Source organism: Pseudomonas fluorescens, from assembly GCF_003732425.1.
GTDB lineage: Bacteria > Pseudomonadota > Gammaproteobacteria > Pseudomonadales > Pseudomonadaceae > Aquipseudomonas > Aquipseudomonas fluorescens_BE.
Genome location: NZ_MOBX01000015.1, coordinates 185663 through 209064, shown reverse-complemented (window position 1 = coordinate 209064; position 23402 = coordinate 185663). Strand labels below are relative to the sequence as shown.

Sequence of the window (23402 nt, the reverse complement as noted above, 5' to 3'; positions counted from 1 at the left end):
CCGTCGCTCCCACAGGGGAATGAATTCCAAATGTGGGAGCGAGCCTGCTCGCGAAGGCGTCAGCCCGTACAAAGCAGATTCAAGAGACAACCGGCTGACTGTGCGGAAACAACAAATCGACAAACCGCTCCGCCGTCGGCTGCGGCTCATGGTTGGCCAGACCGGCGCGTTCGTTGGCCTCGATAAACACGTACTCGGGCTGATCCGCCGCCGGCACCATCAAGTCGAGGCCGACCATCGGAATGTCCAGCGCCCGGGCTGCCCGCACCGCCGCATCGACCAGCGTCGGATGCAGAATCGCGGTGACATCTTCCAGCGTGCCGCCGGTGTGCAGATTCGCCGTACGGCGGACAAACAGATGCTCGCCGGCCGGCAAAATGCTGCTGCAGTCATAACCCGCCGCATGCAGGGTGCGTTGGGTTTCGTGATCCAGCGGGATCTTGCTTTCGCCGCTGGTGGCCGCTTGCCGACGCCGACTCTGTGCCTCGATCAACGCGCCCACCGAATGCTGGCCATCGCCGACCACTTCCGCCGGTTTGCGAATTGCCGCGGCGACCACTTCAAAGCCAATCACCAGAATCCGCAGATCAAGCCCTTCGTGGAAGCTTTCCAGCAGCACGCGGCTATCAAATTGCTTCGCCGTTTCGATGGCTTGCTGCACCTCTTCGATGCTCTGTAAATCCACCGCCACGCCTTGGCCTTGTTCACCGTCGAGCGGCTTGACCACCACCCGTTGATGTTCATCGAGGAAGGCCAGGTTGTCGTCGGCGTTGCCCGCCAGTTGCTGCGAGGGCAGGTTTAACCCCGCGCCTTTCAGCACTTTGTGCGTCAGGCTTTTGTCCTGGCAAAGGCTCATGCTGATTGCACTGGTCAGGTCGCTTAGCGATTCGCGGCAACGCACCCGGCGCCCGCCATGGCTGAGGGTGAATAGCCCGGCATCGGCGTCATCCACCTGCACGTCGATGCCGCGTCGATGGGCTTCTTCAACGATGATTCGCGCATAGGGATTGAACTGCGCTTCTGGCCCCGGGCCGAGAAACAGCGGCTGATTGATGCCGTTCTTGCGCTTGATGGCAAAGGTCGACAGATTGCGAAAGCCGAGCTTGGCGTAGAGGTTTTTCGCTTGACGGTTGTCGTGCAACACCGACAGGTCGAGATAGCTCAGACCACGGCTCATGAAGTGTTCGATCAGGTGCCGCACCAGTACTTCACCGACACCCGGGCGCGAGCATTGCGGATCAACCGCCAGGCACCACAAACTGCTGCCGTTTTCCGGGTCATTGAAGGCCTTCTGATGGTTCAGGCCCATGACGCTGCCGATCACCGCGCCGCTGTCTTCATCCTCGGCCAGCCAGTACACCGGGCCGCCCTGATGGTGCGGGGTCAGCCGCGTGGCATCGATCGGCAGCATGCCGCGTGCCTGGTACAACTGATTGATCGCCTGCCAGTCCGCCTCGCTCTGTGCGCGGCGGATACGAAAGCCGCGAAACACGCGGGTGGCCTGCCGGTAATCGCTGAACCACAGGCGCAACGTGTCGGATGGGTCGAGAAACAGTTGCGTCGGTTCCAGCCCGAGAATCTGCTGCGGCGCAGCGACATACAACGCGATGTCGCGCTCGCCGGGCTGCTCTTTGAGCAGTTCCTGCGCCAGCGATGCCGGATCGGGAAAGGTGTGGCCGATCAGCAACCGGCCCCAGCCGCAATGTACGGCAATCGGGTCGGCCGCCAGCGTGCTGCCGTCTTCGGCCAGACGTGCCTGCAAGCGTTCATAGGACGGTGTCTGACCGCGTAGCAGGCGTTGGTTGATGGCCGTGGCGTGGGGTTTCATCGATCAGATTCCTTGTTCACTGAGCCACAGGTTCAGGGCCGCCAGTTGCCACAACTTCGAACCGCGCAACGGCGTCAGTTGGCCCTGCGGATCGGTCAGCAATTTGTCGAGCATGGCCGGGTTGAACAGGCCGCGATCCTGACTTGGATCGAGCAGCAGTTCACGTACCCAGTTCAGGGTGTCGCCCTGCAAGTGTTTGAGACCGGGCACCGGGAAGTAGCCCTTTTTACGGTCGATCACTTCACTCGGGATGACCCGCCGCGCAGCTTCTTTCAGCACTTGTTTGCCGCCATCGGGCAGCTTGAATTTGCCAGGCACTCGGGCCGAGAGTTCGACCAGTCGGTAGTCGAGAAACGGCGTACGCGCCTCCAGGCCCCAAGCCATGGTCATGTTGTCGACGCGTTTGACCGGGTCATCGACCAGCATCACCGTGCTGTCCAGACGCAAGGCTTTGTCCACCGCCGCATCGGCGCCAGGCTGGGCGAAATGTTCCTTCACGAAATCGCCGGCTGCATCGTTTGCGGTCAGCCATTTGGGCTGCACGGTGGCGGCGTAGTCGTCGTAGCTGCGGTCGAAAAACGCGTTGCGATACGCCGCATACGGATCGGCCGCGCCATCGACTTGCGGGTACCAGTGATAACCGGCGAACAATTCGTCAGCACCCTGACCGCTCTGCACAACCTTGCAGTGCTTGGCCACTTCGCGCGACAGCAGATAGAACGCGATGCAGTCATGGCTGACCATCGGCTCGCTCATTGCACGGAACGCGGCGGGCAATTGCTCGATGATTTCTTTCTCGTCGATGCGCAGTTGATGATGCTGAGTGCCGTAGTGTTTGGCGATCAGATCCGAGTACTGGAACTCGTCACCGCGTTCGCCGCCAGCATCCTGGAAACCGATGGAAAAGGTCGAAAGGTTGTCGACACCGACTTCACGCAACAGGCCGACGAGCATGCTCGAGTCGACACCGCCGGAGAGCAGCACACCGACATCCACCGCCGCACGTTGACGAATCGCCACCGCTTCGCGGGTGCTGTCGAGGACGCGGTCGACCCAGTCTTCCAGCGTCAGGTTTTTCTCGTCGTCGTGTGGGCCGTAGGGCAGGGTCCACCAGGTTTTCTGCTCGGTGCTGCCATCGGCTTCAACGCGCATCCAGGTCGCCGGTGGCAGTTTTTCGATGCCGGCCAGCAGAGTGCGCGGCGCGGGGACCACGGCATGGAAATTCAGGTAGTGATTGAGCGCCACCGGATCGAGGATCGGGTTGATGTCGCCGCCCTTGAGCAGCGCCGGCAACGCCGAGGCAAAGCGCAGGCGCTGGCCGGTGCGCGACAGGTACAGCGGTTTCACGCCGAGACGGTCGCGGGCGATGAACAGGCGTTTGGCGTCGCGTTCCCAAATGGCAAACGCGAACATGCCGTTAAGCTTCGGCAGCAGGTCTTCGCCCCAGGCGTGGTAGCCCTTGAGCAGCACTTCGGTGTCGCCTCCGGAGTAGAAGGCGTAACCCAGCGCTTCGAGTTCGGCACGCAGTTCCGGGAAGTTGTAGATCGCGCCGTTGAAGGCCAGCGACAAGCCCAGTTGGCTGTCGATCATCGGCTGCGCCGAGCCGTCCGACAGGTCCATGATTTTCAGGCGACGGTGGCCCAGGGCGATCGGCCCTTGGGCATGGAAGCCCCACGCGTCAGGGCCGCGAGGGGCCAGGTGATGGGTGATTCTCTCGATCGCTGCAAGGTCTGCAGGTTGTTGATCAAAACGTAACTCGCCAGCTAATCCGCACATAAAGTCCTTACCGGTTTTTCCGTTGGGGAGGGGGTCAAGGCATACCTCGCCAGTAGGGCGGGTACTCAGAAACTGACCCGTCCCGGTAAGTGGAGTTTTAGAACGATAAGTTATAAGCCGTTAGCCGTATCCGTCACCGATGCTGCACGAACGGGCGTTGAAGCTTCGCGGGCTTCTGCTGACAGAGCAGGTTTCACCAGTCGATTAGCGGATTGCCCGCCGGGATGTTCCTTCACCTCGAATTGCTTGAAATAAGACTCGGCCCTTGCGGCACCCCCCTGCGGACTGTCGCGTTCGGGATCAGCCAAGGACAATCGCTTTTTCAGATCCAGCAGCCATGAAAGGGCAGTGTGTTTTTCGAGGGCGGTCCAGTCGTCGAGGTTGGCGAACACCATTGCCAGCCATTGATCGGTGGCATGGCCCCGCAAGCGGATGTTGAAATGATGGGCCAAGGCGTCGGAACGCTGAGTGTTTTTGCGCACGGCCTGATCTGTGCGCCGGTTGGCGTACGCCGGCTCGTTCACATGAGCAACCGGCACAGCGACATCCCTGGCATCTGCCGCCAGCTTATCCAGGCAACGCTGGAAGAGGTGTTTGCACAGTCCTGTCTTCAGCGGGATAAACGTGATGTCATCGACGAACGAAATGCTGCTGAGATCTTTTGTCTTGATTGCAATTTGTTCGCGCTGGGAGAGTTGGGAAATGAGCAATTCTCGTAGTTCGCTTCTGGCGAGGAAGTTGACAGCCAATCGATATTTGCACTGATCTTCGTCATCGTCTTTATAAATGCCTTCACCTGGATCATTGGGGATGTAAACAATACAACTGTCTTTGGTGGAATGGTCAGTCTGACGACACGTGATCAGAATTGCGTCGGTGGTGTATTGGCCGAATAGTTGTATTGAGTGCAATTTTATTCTGGCGTTGTTAAACCTGTCGCCAGGAAAAATATCCCGCTTGCCGCTTGTCAGATTCAATAGAACGAAGAGTCTGCGCAGAGGGAAATCCACTTGGTTGAAGTACTTTTCATAAGCCCCGAGTTTTATGTTGAATTTATGCAGGCACATGCCGATTAATTCGATGGATGACGCGTTGAAGGTACGGGAAATATGCCGCTGGTATTGGTGGCCGAGATCAAGTCTTCGACTCAGCGAAACAAACGTCTGGGCGCTCATCTTGCCTGGCGCCGGGCCGTCGGCCGATGTGCGTTGAGTGCTGTGCAGGGTCTCGCTGTCGCTGGAGAAATAGCCGGGTGTTGCTTCTTTATCTGTAAAGTTCAGCATCGCCGCTTGCAGCAGAGTGTAAGTGTAAGGCGCTTCCTCCACAGCGGTGGCGGGCTTGAGCCTGATGACGTCGTTGGTGCTGAATTGGGTGCCGTGGCTTTGCTGCAGTTCACGAAGAAGTTGGCGTCGGCAGAAATTTTCCGGGGTTTCCAGTTTGCACAGCAGTTCATCGAAGTAATTTTGGTAGGGAAGCGCTTCGTCGAGCGTGGAGCGCAGGCCTGCCAGCCTCACGAGGTCGGTTTTTTGCCCCGGGGGACTGACGAAGCGCTGTACCGCAGTGGCCTTGTCCTGGTCCTTGATTTCCTTGAGTAACAGATTGAGTGTCGCCTCGTTTGCCGAGGTGGTCGTTTGTAATTCCGTTGGTGCGTTCATGGGCAAAGTCTCGTGTTAAGTAAGAAACTCCATGCTAGTTCGAGTGGTCACCAAAGAATAACGGTATTAGTTGATCGGTTTTATCCCCGGGGGAACAGGTTTTTGGTCGTGTCGTATATATATGTACCACCACATTGCTGGCGGACTCTGCATCGGTTTGCGGCGGGAGATGTGGTTAGGTTTTTGTGTCTGCGCTTTTCGTGCTCGGGTGTTAGATAGTTGTTTTGTTGTTGATAAATGCTGATGGATCTGTATCAAATTTCAGGGTTTTTTAGATTGTTAATTATTTTTCGGAGTCGGTAAGGTCAATGTTCTAACCCGCAATAAAGGACTATTGCAGATGGCAACCGAAAAAAAGCACCAAGAGCTGACCCACGGGACGACCCTGAGCACACTACTCGACGCTACAGGCGACCTTGACACTGCCGAGGCCTTGCAAAAAAGTCTGCCGGCTTACTTGCTCAAAGCCTCTCCCGCTACCCTGGCCGTGCTCGATCAGGTTTCACGTGACCTGATCACGTTGCAAGAGACTGTCGAGAAGAGCCTGGCCGCGCTGAAGCCCCTACCGGCTTTTTGCATCGACACACTCACTGAGGCCCTGAGCCGCAAATGGCCGGCAGTGTTCGATGTCGAGCAGGATTTGCTGAGTGTCCCGGGTAGCGATTGCGGCTGCGAACCGACGTCTGTCAATCAAGACGGTATCGAAACCGTAGAACACGCCACGCAAACCCTGCTGCAGGCGGCGATGCAGAATTTCAGCGAGGACGAGGAAAAGGCTGACGCGTTCCCCGACGGCAGTCGGGTACGCATCAAGAGTGCTCCGGCCGGTGTCGGTGGATTGACCCCGGTGGCGTTCGCGCAGTTCTGTCGCGAACTGGATCTGGGCAAACAGTATCAGGCGCACTTTCAGGAGGTCTTCGGTCTCAGGCAAAACGACGTTGAAGTCGTCACTGCCAGCAATGTCACGCGGGACATCGCCCGAATGAAAAAGCAACTTTTGCAATTCGACGCGCAACTGGCGGTGCTCAAGGAACATATCACTCCAGCCGGTTTGCAAACGGTGCAGGGCCTGATCGACGCCGACGGTGCGGTATCAGTGAAAACCCTGCAATACAGGAAGCAAGCCCTGATCATGCAGGGCATTGAAGTACTCGACAGTTGTGTCTGGGGCGTGGTGGTATTTTCCGCGCGATCGGTGGAGTTGTATCCGGATGAGTGGTGCATGGTTTACATGCCCGGCGAGCCCGAGCGTCCGCTGTTCGAATATTCGAGTTTCACTGCCTTCCAGCAATACCTGACGCAGCAATTGCAGGTGAAGAGCTACCAGAGTTACTTCGCCAACAGTATTGATGAAGACGACAAGGCAGACTTCTTCAAGACTTTGGCCGATAACGCTGATCTGGGGCATATCAGACAATGGCCGATCAGCGTGGCGCTGTTCGAGTTCATGGTGCAAAGCCATGTCGGCAAGCTGCAACTCGACGCGCGCAAACTGGCAGTACCGACCGAAGATATCGATGAAGAGGTGCGCCGCAAGCGACTGCTGAATTTGCTTGAGCTGGGTGTGACCGTTACTTCGGTGGCAGGGCTGGTCGTGCCAGTGCTCGGGCAACTGATGATGGGTGTTGCCGTAGGGCAGCTGCTCGGCGAGGTCTATGAAGGTGTCGAGGATTGGCGCCGTGGCGATCATCAGCAAGCGCTGTCGCATCTGTTCAGCTTGGTGGAAAACATTGCGCTGATGGCGGCATTTGCCGGGGGACAAAAGGTGCTGGGTGCGCTCGGCAAAAAGCTGCTGCGTGCACACCCGGCGTTTTTTCAGCAGTTCACCACCATCCTCAGCCGGTCGGGCCAACCGCGACTGTGGAAACCCGATCTGGGCCCCTATGAGCATCGCCTCCCCGCAGGCTTGACCCTGGCGGAAGGGGCCACTGAGCTTTATCAGGTCGGTGACAAGCGTATCGGCCGTGTCGACCACAGGATCCTCTTCGGTCAATACGATAACGCCGCCACTGGCTGGCGCCTTGAGCATCCCGGGCGGCCGCAAGCGTATACCCCCACCCTGGAACGGCACGTCGAGGGTGGCTGGCGAATGCCGATCGAAGACGCCGACGCATGGGGCAGCATGGGCTATACCCTCAAACGCATGGATCCGCTGTTGAGTGAGTTCGGTGATTCGGAACTGGACACCTTTCGCCAGCTCAGCGGTACGTCTCACGAAGAGATCCATCGCGCTTTTGCCGACAACCTGCCGCTGCCTGTCCGCTTGCGCGACGTCATCGAGCGCGCCCGGCTTGAGCGACAGTTACGTGGCGTGATCACCGAACTTGAAAACGGCGAGACACCTGCCGGCCAGCCTGTCGAAGAGCAGTTAAGGGGCTTGTCGACATTACCCGGCTGGCCGACGGATCGTTACATCGAAGTTACCGACGGCGAGGGCGCGATCAGCGCGACCTACCCCGCCAGCCGGACGCCGGATGAAACCCTGAGCGTGGCGGTCACCTCTGACCATCTGGTCAAAGGGCAACTGCTGCAAACAGTGATCGATGGCCTGTATCAGCGCGAAGTCAACGCATTGCTGGGGGGCAAGACCTTGCCCCATCTCGAACGACCCACCCTGGCGAAAAAACTCGGCGCTGCGCTCAAGGCGGACTATCGCGCAGCGTTCGAACGCATGTATCGGCGTTATGACCAGAACGACCTCGACGATGTGGTGAAATTGCGCCGGGTCTATCCGGGCCTACCAGCACGTCTGGGCCAAACCCTGGTCGACCAAGCGCCGAGTGTCGAGCGCGTACAGTTGCGCACCACCGGGCGAGTGCCGTTGGGTCTCGCGCAAAAGGTCGGCCAAGCCTCGGGCAACCTGCGTCTGGATCGTGCGCTGACCGGGTTTCACTTGCCGTCGATCGCCAACGCCGATACCGAAAAGCTGGCGATTCAGCTGCTGCCTCGCTTGAGTGGTTGGGATGCGCGCATACGGCTGACCGTGCGTGAAAAGTCGCTCACCGGGCCGATACTGGAAGCCATCGGCGATGAAACCGCGGCCCCGTTGCATACCGGCACGCTGGTCAAGTCGAGCACTGGCTATGAAGTGTTTGACGGTGACGGTAAATCGCTTGGCCGGGTGGCCGCAGGGCCAGACAGCCTTTATCAAGCAGTGGTCAAAGCGCTGCCAGCGCGCCAGCGGATCGCAGTTGGTTTTTCTGAGCCGGTGGACGCCGACGCAGCACGCTTACGCAAAAAACTGCTCGACACGGCAGTGCAGGCACGTGAGGAGAGTGGGCGAATTCTCACCGGCCGTAAGCCGCAGGCCATTGAAACGGCCTGTGTCCAGGGCGATCAGGCGTCGGCCACCGCCCATCCGCGGGCCTTGCTGCGCAAGGTGAAAAAACTCTATCCAGGTTTGAGCCAGGCACAGGCCGTTGAGCTGATCGATCAGTTGGGCAATGACCCGCTGACTCGCGCGACCCGGGTGAAAACGTTGCGCCAGGATCTGGAAAACCTGCGCGAGGCGCTGCGCACCTGGAGTGAGGATGAAACCGCCATGAAGGCGGTGGCTGACAAACTGGCCGAAGTAGACCCGGCGCGCGCCGGCGATAGAGTCGCGAGGGAGGCCGCGCATAAAGAACTGCAGGCAGTGCGCTCCAGCCGCAAAGCCGTGGCTGAACAAATCGAGGATGGGTTTCGACGGCTTTTCTGGCACAAGAGCGCTGGCGGCAAAGTGATCTACGCACTGAACCTGGACGGCATGCGCGTCGGCCAACTGCCAACGCTGCCGCCGGGGCTGAGCTTCGATCACATCCACGAAGTATCGATGAAGAACATGCAGCAACGTGACGACGTGGTTTATTTCCTCAAGTCGTTCAAACAGCTCAAGACACTGGAATTGGGCCGCAACAGCATGACCCGCCTCCCAGAGTTGCTGTCGCATATGCCTAACCTGACCCGGCTGAGCCTGGCCGGTAATCAGATCCGCTTGACCGAGGCGACGCTGGCGAAGCTGAACGGTTTGCGCACGTTGAAATACCTGGACCTGAACGGCAACCCGCTGGGGGCCACGCCGCACGTTGGCAAGATGTTCGACCTGAAGCGCCTGCAATTGGCCGAAACCGGCCTCACGGAGTTGCCCGACGGGCTCGCGTATCCGGTGAATCTGGAGTGGGTGGATTTGCGCAATAACCAGATCAGGGATCTGCCGCAGTGGCTGTTCAAGACAACGCGGCGTTTCAGCCAGGCGCTTAACTTGCGTGGCAATCCACTGGCGCCGGCCAGTCAGACGCATCTGGAAAACTACCGGGACAATGTCGGTATCGGCATGGGCTTTCTGGCCGACGATCATGCGCGTCTGGACGAGCAATCGGCACGCGAGCTCTGGTTCAAGGCGGGCGCCGGAGCGGACTGGGAGAGACGCCAGCGGATCTGGACGGCGTTCAAGGAGGAACCACGCGCGGAGGGGTTGTTTCGCCTGCTGGCGGAGTTGGGCAATACCGCGGACTCGGAAAAAATCAACGCCGACATGCAGCGCCGGGTCTGGTCGGTGCTGGAGGCGGCCCATGGCGATGCGAATCTGTGTGACCAGCTTTTGGATCTGTCCGCCAATCCAATCAATTGCACAGACAACGCAGCGGTCAATTTCAGTCATCTTGAAGTGGCCGTGGAAGTCGACAAAGTGACCAGCCTCGCCGGTGGAAAGATCATCACTGCCAAACCGTTGCTCGACCTGGGGCGTGGTCTGTTTCGCCTCGAACAATTGAACCGGATTGCCCGGGAATATGCAGCCAGGGATCTGAAGACCGATCCGCTGGAGGTCAGCCTCGCTTTTCGCATTGGACTGGCCGACGCCCTGGAACTGCCGGGCCAGCCGCGCAACATGCATTTCGGATCGTTGGCGGGGGTGACCGAGGCAGACCTGAACGTTGCCAGGAGCCAGGTATCAGCGGCTGAGTTGTCGTCTGCATGGCTTGAGTTCATGCAGCGTCAGTCCTTCTGGAGCGATTATCTGAAGCGTACGTTTGACCACCAGTTCGCCACGGTTGACGCAATATATTCGCCACAGTTCAGTGCGGTATTCGAAGAGGCGAGCACGCTCAGTTCGGCCGACTACCGGAGCCAGATGGACGCCATCAAGTTCGAAAGGGAAAAAGCGGAGGAGGCGATAATCCGGCGTTTGACCAACGATGCCCTTCGCCAGGTGGATCTGGGCATCTGTGTGATGCCCCAGGTGTGAGCGATTACTTGCCGCGAATCAGTCGACGTAATGCAAAACGATTGGGGTGACAGGCTTCGGCGACGCTGCGTGGCAGCGGCAGCGGTTCGTTGTCCAGCCACGCAGCCACCAGCTCGCCGGATAATGGTGCGGTGATCAAACCTCGTGAGCCGTGGCCGCTGTTGACGTACAAACCGTCCAGCCAAGGGCAGGCAATGTCCGGCACTTGGCGGGCGTCTTTGCTCAGTACGGCATAAGCGCTGAGGAATGCTTCGCGGTCGGCGAGGGGGCCGACAATCGGCAAATAGTCAGGGCTGGTGCAGCGAAAGGCGGCGCGGCCCTGCAGGGTGTCGACGGCTTGTTCGCGGATATGCAGGCGCGCGACCAGATCAGTTGAGATTTCTTCGAGCATCGCCAGATTGCCAGCGTGTTCGGCGGTGGTCGGCGTCAGGTCATCGCTGTTGAAGTCGAAACTGGCGCCGAGGGTGTGTTCACCCAGACGGGCAGGGGCGACGTAGCCTTCGGCGCAGACCACAGTAGCCAGTGTCTGGCTCTCTGCGGTTTCGCCGAGACGAGTGATCTGCCCGCGAATGCGCTTGAGCGGCAACTCGGCGCTCTGCGCAAAACATTTAATGTCGGCGGCACCGGCCAGCACCACGACCGGCGCGCTGGCGAGCAAGCGCTCATCGGCGAAGGCTTGCCACTGGTCATCGACCTTGCGCAGTTGCAGCGCCTGGCAATGGTTGAGCAGTTCGATGTTGGCCTGCGCCGCTTGCGCCTGACACAGTGCCGGCGGATGCACCCAACCGCCTTCGGGATAGAACAAACCGCCATGGGCCACACCGACCCCGGCGCGGGCCTGTGCCTCGGGCTGATCAAGCCACTGCAACAGGTCTTCCGGGAAGGCCTCGGCCAACTGCGCGTGACGCTCCGCTTCCTTGGCATTGAACGCCAGTTGCAGCACGCCGCAAGCGTCCCAGTCAGTGCCGCGTTGCAGGGTTTCCAGCAGGCGCCGGGTGTAACCGAAACCGCTGACAATCAGCTGCGACAGCGCCGTGCCGTGGGCGGACAATTTCAGGTACAGCACGCCCTGCGGATTGCCCGAGGCTTCCTGCGCCACGGCTGCATGTCGTTCGAGCAACGTCACCTGCCAGCCGCGTGCGGCCAGGCTGGATGCCGTGGCACAGCCGGCGAGACCGGCGCCAATCACCAGCGCTCGACGTTCAGCCGCGATCGGTGCAGGACGAGCGAACCACGGCTTTTCCGGTGCCGGCGGCGTCACCTCCGCCGGCCAGCCGAGGAATTCGCCACGGAGGATTTCCCACTTGTGGCCGATGCCCGGCGTGCGCTTCATTTTGAACCCGGCGGCGTTGAGCAAACGGCGTACCCAACCGGTGCTGGTAAAGGTGCTGATGGTCGAGCCGGGCGCTGCCAGTCGCGCCAGTTCGACGAACAGTTCAGCGGTCCACATGTCGGGGTTTTTTGCCGGAGCGAAACCGTCGAGAAACCACGCGTCAATCTGCGCGTCGAGCTGCGGCAGTTGTTCCAGTGCATCGCCGATCAACAGCGTCAGCGTTACGCGGCCGTTGGCCAGGGTAATGCGCTGAAAACCTGCGTGGATCGCTACGTAATGCGTCAGCAACTGATCGGCCAGTGGCTTGAGTTCCGGCCACAGGGCCAAGGCACGTTTCAGGTCGGCGGGGCTCAGCGGGTATTTTTCGACGCTGACGAAATGCAGTCGCGCACCCGCCACGGCGTGTTGCTCGAACAACTGCCAGGCGCAGAGAAAATTCAGCCCGGTGCCAAAACCGGTTTCGCCGATGACCAGTCGCCCACCCGCTGGCAGCGCGGCAAAACGCTCGGCCAGGCGGTTCTGTTCGAGGAACACGTAACGGGTTTCTTCCAGCCCCGACTGGTCGGAAAAATACACGTCATCGAACACCCGCGAACGCGGGCGTCCGTGGTCATCCCAGTCGAGTTGGGCGTGGGGCAATACAGGTTTCATGGCAGGCTCGGCAACGACAAGGCCGCCATTCTAGCCGATCGCGCAGGGGCTGCTTGATCCATGGCAAGGCTTGCAGTTGTTGGTTCGCGGACAATCCATTGTTTGACGTTGCAGAGGACTGCTTTTGTGGCGAGGGAGCTTGCTCCCGCTGGGTTGCGCAGCAGCCCCAAATCAGCCTGACCAGGTTCAACTTGCCCACCGCGCAGGCTGGATTGACGACTGCTGCGCAGCCGAGCGGGAGCAAGCTCCCTCGCCACAGGGATTTCATCCCGGCAGCTTGCTGGGGTGGGGAATTTCTGCCCTGCACCCGTGCCCAATCCGCTAGTCTTGCTGAATCCTGGAAGGAGCCGTCCCATGTTTGAATCCGCTGAAATCGGTCACGCCATCGACAAAGACACCTTTGATGCGGCCGTCCCGGCATTGCGTGAAGCCTTGCTTGAAGCTCAGTTCGAATTGCAGCAGCAGAAGCGTTTCCCGGTGATCATCCTGATCAACGGCATAGAAGGCGCGGGCAAGGGCGAGACGGTCAAATTGCTCAACGAATGGATGGACCCGCGCCTGATCGAGGTGCGCACCTTCGATCAGCAGACCGATGAAGAGTTGTCGCGGCCACCGGCCTGGCGTTACTGGCGGATGCTCCCGGCCAAGGGGCGGATGGGCATCTTCTTCGGCAACTGGTACAGCCAGATGCTGCAGGGGCGGGTGCATGGCTTGTTCAAGGATCCGCGTCTGGATCAGGCGATTGCCGGCGCCGAGCGTCTGGAGAAGATGCTTTGCGATGAAGGCGCGCTGATCTTCAAGTTCTGGTTTCACCTGTCCAAGAAACAGATGAAAGCGCGGCTCAAGGCGTTGGCCGATGACCCGCTGCACAGCTGGCGCATCAGCCCGCTGGACTGGCAGCAATCGCAGACCTACGACAAGTTCGTCAAATATGGCGAACGCGTGCTGCGCCGTACCAGCCGTGACTACGCGCCATGGCATGTGATCGAAGGCGCGGACGCCAACTACCGCAGCCTGGCGGTCGGCAAGATTCTCCTCGAGGGTTTGCAAAATGCGCTGAAGCGTCCAGACGTTCATCCGCACGATGTCAGCGCCGCGCCGTTGGGCACGCCGGTCGATCAGTTGAACCTGCTCGACAGCCTCGACCTGAGCCAGCGTCTGGAAAAGAAAGACTACGAAGAGCAGCTGATCACCGAGCAGGCGCGCCTCTCCGGGCTGATGCGCGATAAACGCATGCGCCGCCACGCGTTGATAGCGGTGTTCGAAGGTAACGATGCCGCCGGCAAGGGCGGGGCGATCCGTCGTGTTGCGGCGGCGCTCGATCCACGCCAATACAACATCGTGCCGATCGCCGCACCGACTGAGGAGGAGCGCGCGCAGCCATACTTGTGGCGCTTCTGGCGACACATTCCGGCGCGCGGCAAGTTCACCGTGTTCGACCGTTCCTGGTACGGCCGGGTGCTGGTCGAGCGGATTGAGGGTTTCTGCACGCCGGCCGACTGGCTGCGCGCCTATGGCGAGATCAATGATTTCGAAGAGCAACTGGCTGACGCCGGGGTGATCGTCGTGAAGTTCTGGCTGGCCATTGATAAAGACACGCAGATGGAGCGTTTCCAGGCGCGCGAAGCGATCCCTTTCAAGCGCTTCAAGATCACCGAGGACGACTGGCGTAACCGCGACAAGTGGAATGCCTATCGCGCCGCCGTGGGCGATATGGTCGACCGCACCAGCTCGGAAATCTCGACGTGGACGCTGGTCGAGGCCAATGACAAGCGCTGGGCGCGGGTCAAGGTATTGCGCACGATCAACCGCGCCCTTGAAGAGGCCTTCGAAAAATCCGACAAGCACGCCAAGAAACACAAGGACTGAACCGATGGACACGCATACGCGGGGTGAATGATTGTCGCGGTGGTTGATGCGGTGGACTTATGCTCGGTTCACTCTCAACTGACCACAACAATGAGGTATGCCATGCGTGAAGTGGTGATCGTCGACAGCGTCCGGACTGGCCTGGCCAAATCCTTTCGCGGCAAGTTCAACCAGACCCGTCCCGATGACATGGCGGCCCATTGCGTCAACGCGCTGCTCGAGCGAAATGACATCGACCCGGCCAGCGTCGAGGACTGCATCGTCGGCGCCGGCTCCAACGAAGGCGCGCAGGGCTACAACATCGGCCGTAACGTTGCGGTGCTCTCGCGTCTGGGCACCGGCACCGCCGGCATGACCCTCAACCGTTTCTGCTCGTCGGGCTTGCAGGCAATCGCCATTGCCGCCAACCAGATCGCCTCGGGTTGCAGTGACATCATCGTTGCCGGTGGCGTCGAGTCGATCAGCCTGACGATGAAAAGCGTCAACACCGATCACCTGATCAACCCGCTGCTGAAACAGCAGACGCCGGGCATCTATTACACGATGGGCCAGACCGCCGAAGTGGTCGCGCGGCGTTATGGCGTCAGCCGTGAAGCGCAGGATCGCTATTCGCTGCAAAGTCAGATCCGCACCGCGCAAGCTCAGGCGGCGGGGCTGTTCAACGATGAAATCGTGCCGATGACGGTGAAGTATCGCGTCGAGGACAAAAACACCGGTGCAGTGCAGATTCTCGACGGTGTGGTTGATCGCGACGACTGCAACCGCCCGGACACCACCTATGAAAGCCTTGCCGGGTTGAAACCGGTGTTCGCCGAGGATGGTTCGGTGACGGCGGGCAACTCGTCGCAGCTGTCGGACGGTGCCTCGATGACGCTGGTGATGAGCCTGGAGAAGGCGTTGCAACTGGGCCTCAAGCCGAAAGCATTTTTCCGCGGTTTCACCGTGGCCGGATGCGAGCCGGACGAAATGGGCATCGGCCCGGTGTTCTCGGTGCCGAAACTGCTCAAGGCCAAGGGTTTGCAGGTGGCGGATATTGATTTGTGGGAGCTGAACGAGGCGTTCGCTTCGCAGTGCCTGTACAGCCGTGACCGGCTGGAGATCGATAACGAGAAATACAACGTCAATGGCGGCTCGATTTCCATTGGTCACCCGTTCGGCATGACCGGATCGCGGCAGGTCGGGCATCTGGTGCGTGAGTTGCAGCGGCGTAATTTGCGCTACGGCATCGTCACCATGTGTGTGGGCGGGGGGATGGGCGCGACGGGGTTGTTTGAAGCGGTGCGCTAAACGCTGAAAAAAATGTGTTGATTGATCTACCGCTTTCGCGAGCAGGCTCGCTCCCACATGGGTTTAGGGTGCAGATATTTTCCATGTTCCCCCAAATACTGTGGGAGCGAGCCTGCTCGCGAAGGGATCGACCGGGTCTACCGGTTGGAATCCTGTAGCTGCATCCGCGCGATGTAAGCTTTTATTTCCTGCTCAGCTTTCTCGGCATTCTCAAACGGCCCTTCAAGGGTATTTTCCCGAGTGCTGAAAAACAGTTGGCCATTGACCCGGCACACTCGGTCGCTGCGAAAGCGCGTGGCGGGGGCGCTGTCCTGGGCGCGCATTGCTAACATGATGGGTCTCCTTGGCTAATCCTGGAAGGGATCCAATGAGCTTATGCCTGAAGCACTTGGCGCGCCTGCCCGGCCGATCAACGGCGCGGTGTCAATTTAATGCTGCGACCTGCACAGTTTCATTCGCGGCCTGGCCCTAACTGTCCCTGTGTTGCGCCCGGCGGCGCGCCTAGAATGAGCGCTCTTGTCAGCAGGCTTTGGGGTTTCCATGCACATTTCATCCGGTCGCTGGGTCTACGGTCTGTTCCTCGCGCTGCTGACTGCTTTTCTCTGGGGCATCCTGCCGATCAAGCTCAAACAAGTGTTGCTGGTGATGGACCCGGTCACCGTGACCTGGTTTCGTCTGCTGGTTTCCGGCGGCTGTCTGTTCATCTATCTGGCGGCAGTAAAGCGCCTGCCCAGCCGCAAAGTACTGGGTCCCAAGGGCGGTTGGCTGGTGTTGATGGCGGTACTTGGGCTGGTCGGCAACTATGTTTTGTACCTGATGGGGCTCAATCTGCTCAGCCCCGGCACGGCGCAATTGGTGGTGCAGATGGGCCCGATCATGTTGCTGATCGCCAGTCTGTTCGTGTTCAAGGAGCGCTTCAGTATTGGTCAGGGGATTGGGCTGGCGGTGTTGTTGATCGGCTTTGTGCTGTTCTTCAATCAGCGACTGGCAGAGTTGCTGACGTCATTGTCGGATTACACCGCCGGCGTATTGCTGGTGCTGTTGGCGTCAACGGTGTGGACCTTCTATGCGTTGGGCCAGAAGCAGTTGCTGACGGTGTGGAATTCGTTGCAGGTGATGATGGTGATCTATCTGTTCTGCGCACTGTTGCTGACGCCGTGGGTGCATCCGCTCGAAGCGCTGGATCTGAGTCCGTTGCAGGGTTGGCTATTGTTGGCGTGCTGCATGAACACGCTGATTGCCTATGGCGCGTTCGCTGAAGCGCTGGCGCATTGGGAGGCGTCGCGGGTCAGTGCGACTTTGGCGATAACGCCGTTGGTGACGTTTGCTGCGGTGGCGATTGCGGCGCGGATCTGGCCTGAGTACGTGCACGCCGAGCAAATCAACGGGTTGGGTTATGGCGGGGCGGTGCTGGTGGTGCTGGGGTCGGCGCTGGTGGCGTTGGGGCCGTCGTTGATTGCCGGGCTCAAGGCGCGGCGGATGAAGATGGCCGAAAGTTAAACTGCGTTGGCCCCATTCGCGAGCAGGCTCGCTCCCACATTTGAACGCATTTCCAACATGAGAATGCGGTCCACTGTGGGAGCGAGCCTGCTCGCGAAGACTGACCTCCAGACGCTGCAAATCTTAACCCTTGGCGCCAGCCTCGATCATGTTCTCCGGCCGCACCCACGCATCAAACTCTTCATCGGTCAGATAGCCCAGCGCCAACGCCGCCTCACGCAACGTCAGCCCTTCGCTGTAAGCCTTCTTGGCGATCTCCGCCGACTTGTCATAACCGATGTGCGGGTTTAGCGCTGTCACCAGCATCAGCCCGCGTTCCAGATGTCGGGCCATGACCTCGGCGTCCGGCTCCAGCCCGGCGATGCAGTGCTGCTGGAAGTTGCTGCAGCCGTCGGCAAGCAGGCGGATCGATTGCAGCAGGTTGTGGATGATCACTGGTTTGAACACGTTCAACTGCAAGTGGCCCTGACTGGCGGCGATGCCGATGGTCACGTCGTTGCCCAGTACCTGACAGGCGAGCATCGACAGCGCTTCGCACTGGGTCGGGTTGACCTTGCCCGGCATGATCGAGCTGCCCGGCTCATTCGCCGGCAGCCGCACTTCGGCAAACCCTGCGCGTGGGCCGGAGCCGAGCAGACGCAGATCGTTGGCGATTTTCATCAGTGCCACGGCGAGGGTTTTCAACGCGCCGGACAGGCTGGTCAACGGTTCGTGGCCGGCGAGGGCAGCAAACTTGTTCGGTGCGGTGACGAAAGGCAGGCCGGACAACGCCGCCAGTTCGGCGGCAATCGCCTCGCCAAAACCGTGCGGCGAATTCAACCCGGTGCCGACTGCGGTACCGCCCTGGGCCAGTTCACACACGGCTGGCAGCGCGGCGCGGATTGCGCGCTCGGCGTAATCCAGCTGCGCGATAAAACCCGACAGCTCCTGGCCAAAGGTGATCGGTGTCGCATCCATCATGTGCGTACGACCGGTCTTCACCAGTTTCATGTGCCGCGCCGCCAGTTCGGCGAGACCACCGGACAGCTCGGCAATCGCCGGCAGCAGTTGTTCCTGCACGGCCTGGGCGGTGGCAATGCTCATGGCGGTCGGGAAGCAGTCGTTGGAACTTTGCGAGCGGTTGACGTGATCGTTCGGGTGCACCGGCGTCTTGCCACCGCGCGGGTTGCCGGCCAGTTCGTTGGCGCGACCGGCGATCACCTCGTTGACGTTCATGTTGCTCTGGGTGCCGCTGCCGGTCTGCCAGACCACCAGCGGAAACTGGTCGTCGTGCTGGCCGTCGAGGACTTCGTCGGCCGCCTGTTCGATCAGGCGGGCAATGTCGGCGGGCAGATCGCCGTTGCGGTCGTTGACGCGGGCGGCGGCTTTCTTGATCAGGGCCAGAGCATGCAGGACCGGCAGCGGCATGCGTTCCTGACCAATGGCGAAGTTGATCAGCGAGCGTTGCGTCTGAGCACCCCAGTAGGCGTCGTCCGGGACTTCGATCTGGCCCAGGCTGTCGGTTTCGATACGGCTCATCGTGCACACTCCTGTTGGTCTGTTTGCGCAGTTTAGGCCCGGTCAGGCCCAGGTGGTTCCATCGATCCGATTGTTGACTGGTAAAACCCCGCCAATCAAGCACGGCAAGGCTCGGGGGTTGAGCCACGAGGTTTTTTAGGCGCAGAATGGTCGCCCTTGGGGTTTTACCTCGCCTAGCTGAAAAGGAAACTCGATGACTCGTCTTCGTGCCATCTGCACCGCGGTTGCACTGGTTTGCGCCAGCGGCCAGGTGCTTGCCGATACCGCCAGCCACAACGCCAGTGCTGAAGCTTTCCTGACCCTGGCGCACGCTGACAAGCTGGGCACTCCGGTGTACATGCAAGTGCAGCAAATGTTCGCTCAGCGTTTTGAACAGACCAAAGCCCCGGAAGCCAAGAAAGCCGTACTGGAAACCTACCAGGCCAAGGCCAACGCCGCACTGGATCAGGCCATCGGCTGGAACAAGCTCAAGCCTGACATGGTCAAGCTCTACACCAGCAACTTCAGCGAATCCGAGCTGAAAGACCTTGTTGCGTTCTACCAGTCGCCACTGGGCAAGAAAGTCCTCGAGAAAATGCCGCAGCTGACCCAGCAATCGGCCCAGATGACCCAAGCCAAACTGGAAAGCGCCGTACCAGTAGTCAACAAGCTGCTGGAAGACATGACCAACGAGTTGGCACCGAAAGGCGCTGCCCCGGCCAAGAAAAAGCCGTAAGCGGAGTTCGTGATGACCATGCAACAACGCATCGAATCGACGCTGGCCCTGCTTCAGCCTGAGCACCTGCAAGTGCTGGACGAAAGCCACATGCACAGTCGCGGGTTACAGACGCACTTCAAGGCAGTGGTGGTCAGCGCGCAGTTCGACGGCCTGAACCGGGTCAAGCGCCACCAGAAAGTCTACGGCACGCTCGGTGAGCTGATGGGCGAGTTCCATGCGTTGGCGCTGCACACCTACACCCCGCAGGAATGGGCAGAGATTGGCGCCGCCCCGGCATCGCCGACCTGTGCCGGCGGTAGCAAACACTGAGGATTGCGAGGGCTGCTGTGGCGAGGGAGCTTGCTCCCGCTGGAGTGCGCAGCACTCCCAAGATGCGAGTTTTGCGACTGCTTCGCAGCCGAGCGGGAGCAAGCTCCCTCGCCACAGGGTTTCGACAGATCCTAAAACCGCTGTGTTTTTGCTAGAATCCGCAACGCGCCGCTCACCCGGCGCGTTTTTTTTTGAATCCGGTTCACCCTTTGCGAGGGTAGCCACCTGGAGAAATACCCATGACACAACCGATTGTCGTGGCGGCACTGTATAAGTTCGTCACCCTCGAAGATTACGTTGACCTGCGCGAGCCGCTGCTGCAAGCGATGGTCGACAATCAGATCAAAGGCACCCTGCTGATTGCCGAAGAAGGCATCAACGGCACGGTGTCCGGCACCCGCGAAGGCATCGACGGCCTGCTCGCGTGGCTCAAGAACGATCCGCGCATGGTCGACATCGACCACAAGGAATCGTATTGCGACGAGCAGCCGTTCTATCGCACCAAAGTCAAACTGAAAAAAGAGATCGTCACCCTCGGTGTCGAAGGCGTCGACCCGAACAAAAAGGTCGGCACCTATGTTGATCCGCAAGACTGGAACGCGTTGATCAGCGACCCGGAAGTGCTGTTGATCGACACGCGCAACGATTACGAAGTGTCGATCGGCACCTTCGAAGGCGCCATTGATCCGAAAACCACCAGTTTTCGCGAGTTTCCCGACTACATCAAAGAACACTTCGATCCGGCCGTGCACAAGAAGGTCGCGATGTTCTGCACCGGTGGCATTCGTTGCGAGAAAGCCTCGAGCTACATGCTCGGCGAAGGGTTCGAAGAGGTCTACCACCTTAAGGGTGGCATTCTGAAGTACCTCGAAGAGGTGCCGCAGGAAGAAACCAAGTGGCAGGGCGACTGCTTCGTGTTCGACAACCGCGTGACCGTGCGTCACGACCTCAGCGAAGGCGACTACGATCAATGTCATGCCTGCCGCACACCGGTCAGCGTTGAAGATCGCGCTTCCGAGCATTACGTGGCCGGCATCAGCTGCCCGCATTGCTGGGACACACTGAGCGAAAAAACCCGCCGCAGCGCCATCGATCGGCAGAAGCAGATCGAACTGGCCAAGGCGCGCAACCAGCCGCACCCGATCGGCTACAACTACAAGCAAGCATCCACCGAGGCTTAACCATGTCTGCGCGCCTGCTCTATGTGATGGATCCGATGTGTTCGTGGTGCTGGGGTTTTGCTCCGGTGGCCAAGGCATTGGTCGAGCAGGCGCAAGCAGCCGGGGTGGAGTTGCATCTGGTGGTCGGTGGTTTGCGCACCGGCAGCGGCTCGGCGCTGGAGCCGACTACGCGTCGCTACATTCTTGAACACTGGCAAGCGGTCACCGAGGCCACCGGCCAACCGTTCAAGTTTGAAGGTGCGTTGCCTGACGGTTTTGTCTACGACACTGAGCCGGCCTGCCGTGCGATCGTTACCGCGCGCAGTCTGGCACCGGATTGCGCATGGAAACTGGTCGGGCTGATCCAGCAAGCGTTTTACGTTGAAGGTCGCGATGTCACCCAGGCCAGTGTTTTGGTCGAACTGGCGGAACAGGCCGGCGTGCCGCGTATCGAATTCGCTGCGTTGTTCGATCATGCCGACCAGCACAAAGCGACTCAGGCCGATTTCAGTTGGGTGCAGGATCTGGGCATCGCCGGTTTTCCGACCCTGCTCGCCGAACGCAACGGTCAACTGGCGCTGCTGACCAACGGTTATCAACCGCTCAGCGAGCTGTCGCCCTTGCTCGGCCGCTGGCTGGAGCGTGCGGCCTGTGTCTGACCGGGCCGATGACACGCCAGCCGTAAAGCGTGTCGACCGGCTGAGCTGGGCAGAAGTCCGGCGCCTGGCACTGACTCACAAAAAATCCCTGTGGATCGCCAATGGCGTGGCCGTGCTGGCGACGTTGTGCAGTGTGCCGATTCCATTGCTGTTGCCGCTGCTGGTGGACGAAGTCCTGCTCGGCCACGGCGATGCGGCACTGAAAGTCATGAACCATGTGCTGCCGACGATGTGGCAGCAAGCAGCCGGCTATATCGGCCTGATGCTGCTGGTGACCCTTACCCTGCGTTGCAGCTCGCTGTGCTTTGGTGTGTTGCAGTCGCGACTGTTTGCGCGGCTGGCCAAAGACATCGTCTACCGCATCCGCGTGCGCCTGATCGAGCGGCTCAAGCGGATTTCCCTCGGTGAATACGAAAGCCTCGGTAGCGGCACAGTGACCACGCACCTGGTCACCGATCTGGATACCCTCGACAAATTCGTCGGCGAAACCCTCAGCCGCTTTCTGGTGGCGATGCTGACGCTGGTCGGCACCGCGAGCATCCTGATGTGGATGCACTGGAAACTGGCGCTGCTGATTCTGCTGTTCAACCCGCTGGTGATCTACGCCACGGTGCAGTTGGGCAAGCGCGTCAAACACCTGAAGAAACTCGAGAACGACAGCACCTCGCGCTTCACCCAGGCGTTGAGCGAAACCCTCGATGCGATTCAGGAAATCCGTGCCGGCAACCGTCAGGGCTTCTTCCTCGGGCGGCTCGGTTTACGTGCGCAGGAAGTGCGCAATTACGCGGTCAATTCGCAGTGGAAAACCGACGCCTCCAACCGTGCCAGCGGTTTGCTGTTTCAGTTCGGCATCGATATCTTCCGTGCGGCGGCGATGCTCACGGTGTTGTTCTCCGACCTGTCGATCGGCCAGATGCTCGCGGTGTTCAGTTACCTGTGGTTCATGATCGGCCCGGTCGAACAACTGCTCAATCTGCAATACGCCTATTACGCGGCGGGCGGCGCGCTGGCGCGGATCAATGAACTGCTGGCGCGTGCCGATGAGCCGCAATATCCCGGCGGTGTCGATCCGTTCAAGGGTCGTGACACCGTTGGTATTCAGGTGCAGGGCCTGAGCTTCGGCTACGGCGATGAACTGGTGCTGGATCAGCTGAATCTGTCGATTGCTCCCGGTGAAAAAGTCGCGATTGTCGGCGCCAGTGGCGGCGGCAAAAGTACCCTCGTGCAATTGCTGCTCGGGCTGTATACGCCACTGTCCGGCACCATCCGTTTCGGCGGTTCGACCCAGCAGGACATCGGCCTGGAAACGGTTCGCGAAAACGTCGCGGTGGTGTTGCAGCACCCGGCGCTGTTCAACGACACCGTGCGCGCCAACCTGACCATGGGCCGCACCCGCAGCGATGAAGCCTGCTGGCAGGCTTTGGGAATCGCTCAGCTCGAAGCGACCATCCGTGCTTTGCCCAATGGTCTGGACAGTATCGTTGGCCGCTCCGGCGTGCGCTTGTCGGGCGGGCAACGCCAACGTCTGGCCATCGCGCGGATGATTCTCGCCGAGCCGAAAGTCGTCATCCTCGACGAAGCCACCTCGGCCCTCGACGCCGCCACCGAGTACAACCTGCATCAAGCCATGGCGCGTTTCCTCAATGGCCGCACCACGCTGATCATTGCTCACCGACTGTCGGCGGTGAAACAGGCCGATCGCGTGTTGGTGTTCGATGGTGGCCAAGTCGCCGAAGATGGCGATCATCAGCAATTGATTGCCGACGGCGGTCTGTATGCCAAGCTTTATGGTCACCTGCAGCAGATACAGCGCCCTTGAGTTTCGTGCCGGTTTCTGTGCTTAGTGCTTGAATTGCATTGAGTAAAATCACTCGGAACGCCCGCACAGTCCCGCCCTTTGCACAATCGATCTGGA

15 protein-coding genes are annotated in these 23402 nt (G+C 60.0%); 9 read left to right on the top strand and 6 right to left on the bottom strand.

The genetic code is table 11. The features are described from left to right. Positions 1–79: 79 nt before the first annotated feature. The 3 genes from ngg to BK670_RS22850 form a co-directional block, all read right to left on the bottom strand. Entirely contained in the window at positions 80–1828 is a 1749-nt protein-coding gene (ngg, locus tag BK670_RS22860; RefSeq protein ID WP_123453159.1) for an N-acetylglutaminylglutamine synthetase, read from the bottom strand. 3 nt (positions 1829–1831) lie between these two features. Further along, positions 1832–3604, bottom strand: a complete 1773-nt coding sequence (locus BK670_RS22855; RefSeq protein WP_123453156.1) for an N-acetylglutaminylglutamine amidotransferase — start codon at positions 3602–3604, stop codon at positions 1832–1834. A 110-nt stretch (positions 3605–3714) separates the two neighbouring features. After that, positions 3715–5259 carry a dermonecrotic toxin domain-containing protein gene (locus tag BK670_RS22850; RefSeq protein WP_185036817.1) on the bottom strand — a complete coding sequence of 515 codons (1545 nt, stop codon included), beginning with the start codon at positions 5257–5259 and terminating at the stop codon, positions 3715–3717. 340 nt (positions 5260–5599) lie between these two features. Here BK670_RS22850 and BK670_RS22845 point away from each other — a divergent pair, with 340 nt between their 5' ends. Further along, positions 5600–10483 (top strand): NEL-type E3 ubiquitin ligase domain-containing protein, encoded by a 4884-nt coding sequence (locus BK670_RS22845; RefSeq protein ID WP_123453155.1) that lies wholly within the window; start codon positions 5600–5602, stop codon positions 10481–10483. Between the two features lie 4 nt (positions 10484–10487). Here the strand turns inward: BK670_RS22845 and mnmC are convergent, their stop codons facing one another. Then, the gene (gene mnmC / locus BK670_RS22840) at positions 10488–12467 is read right to left on the bottom strand and encodes a bifunctional tRNA (5-methylaminomethyl-2-thiouridine)(34)-methyltransferase MnmC2/FAD-dependent 5-carboxymethylaminomethyl-2-thiouridine(34) oxidoreductase MnmC1 (protein ID WP_123453153.1); all 1980 of its coding nucleotides are present in this window, start codon (positions 12465–12467) and stop codon (positions 10488–10490) included. A 354-nt stretch (positions 12468–12821) separates the two neighbouring features. Between mnmC and pap the strand changes: the two genes are divergently transcribed. Both pap and BK670_RS22830 read left to right on the top strand, forming a co-directional pair. Beyond that, the gene (pap, locus tag BK670_RS22835; RefSeq protein WP_123453151.1) at positions 12822–14336 is read left to right on the top strand and encodes a polyphosphate:AMP phosphotransferase; all 1515 of its coding nucleotides are present in this window, start codon (positions 12822–12824) and stop codon (positions 14334–14336) included. 102 nt (positions 14337–14438) lie between these two features. Continuing rightward, positions 14439–15623, top strand: coding sequence for a thiolase family protein (locus BK670_RS22830; RefSeq protein ID WP_123453149.1), 1185 nt, complete (start codon positions 14439–14441; stop codon positions 15621–15623). Positions 15624–15760: 137 nt separating this feature from the next. On the opposite strand, the gene BK670_RS22825 is transcribed toward BK670_RS22830, so the two are convergent. Next, complete coding sequence (locus BK670_RS22825) at positions 15761–15955, bottom strand: DUF6316 family protein (RefSeq protein WP_123453147.1); 195 nt, start codon at positions 15953–15955, stop codon at positions 15761–15763. A gap of 208 nt (positions 15956–16163) precedes the next feature. Here BK670_RS22825 and BK670_RS22820 point away from each other — a divergent pair, with 208 nt between their 5' ends. Further along, a complete protein-coding gene (locus BK670_RS22820; protein WP_123453145.1) occupies positions 16164–17123 on the top strand; it encodes a DMT family transporter in 960 nt (319 codons plus the stop codon). Positions 17124–17246: 123 nt separating this feature from the next. On the opposite strand, the gene BK670_RS22815 is transcribed toward BK670_RS22820, so the two are convergent. Continuing rightward, positions 17247–18641, bottom strand: a complete 1395-nt coding sequence (locus BK670_RS22815; protein ID WP_007908383.1) for a class II fumarate hydratase — start codon at positions 18639–18641, stop codon at positions 17247–17249. Positions 18642–18834: 193 nt separating this feature from the next. On the opposite strand from BK670_RS22815, the gene BK670_RS22810 reads away from it, so the two are divergent. The 5 genes from BK670_RS22810 (at position 18835) to BK670_RS22790 (ending at position 23306) form a co-directional block, all read left to right on the top strand. Further along, positions 18835–19356, top strand: coding sequence for a DUF2059 domain-containing protein (locus tag BK670_RS22810; RefSeq protein WP_123453143.1), 522 nt, complete (start codon positions 18835–18837; stop codon positions 19354–19356). A 12-nt stretch (positions 19357–19368) separates the two neighbouring features. After that, positions 19369–19668: a BolA family protein gene (locus BK670_RS22805; protein WP_007908388.1), complete on the top strand. Its 300-nt coding sequence runs from the start codon at positions 19369–19371 to the stop codon at positions 19666–19668. Positions 19669–19907: 239 nt separating this feature from the next. Further along, positions 19908–20849, top strand: a complete 942-nt coding sequence (gene trhO, locus BK670_RS22800) for an oxygen-dependent tRNA uridine(34) hydroxylase TrhO (protein ID WP_123453140.1) — start codon at positions 19908–19910, stop codon at positions 20847–20849. Positions 20850–20884: 35 nt separating this feature from the next. After that, a complete protein-coding gene (locus BK670_RS22795; RefSeq protein WP_185036827.1) occupies positions 20885–21487 on the top strand; it encodes a DsbA family protein in 603 nt (200 codons plus the stop codon). Continuing rightward, positions 21480–23306 (top strand): ABC transporter ATP-binding protein, encoded by a 1827-nt coding sequence (locus tag BK670_RS22790; protein ID WP_123453136.1) that lies wholly within the window; start codon positions 21480–21482, stop codon positions 23304–23306. Before BK670_RS22795 ends, BK670_RS22790 begins: the two co-directional genes overlap by 8 nt. Positions 23307–23402: the final 96 nt, after the last annotated feature.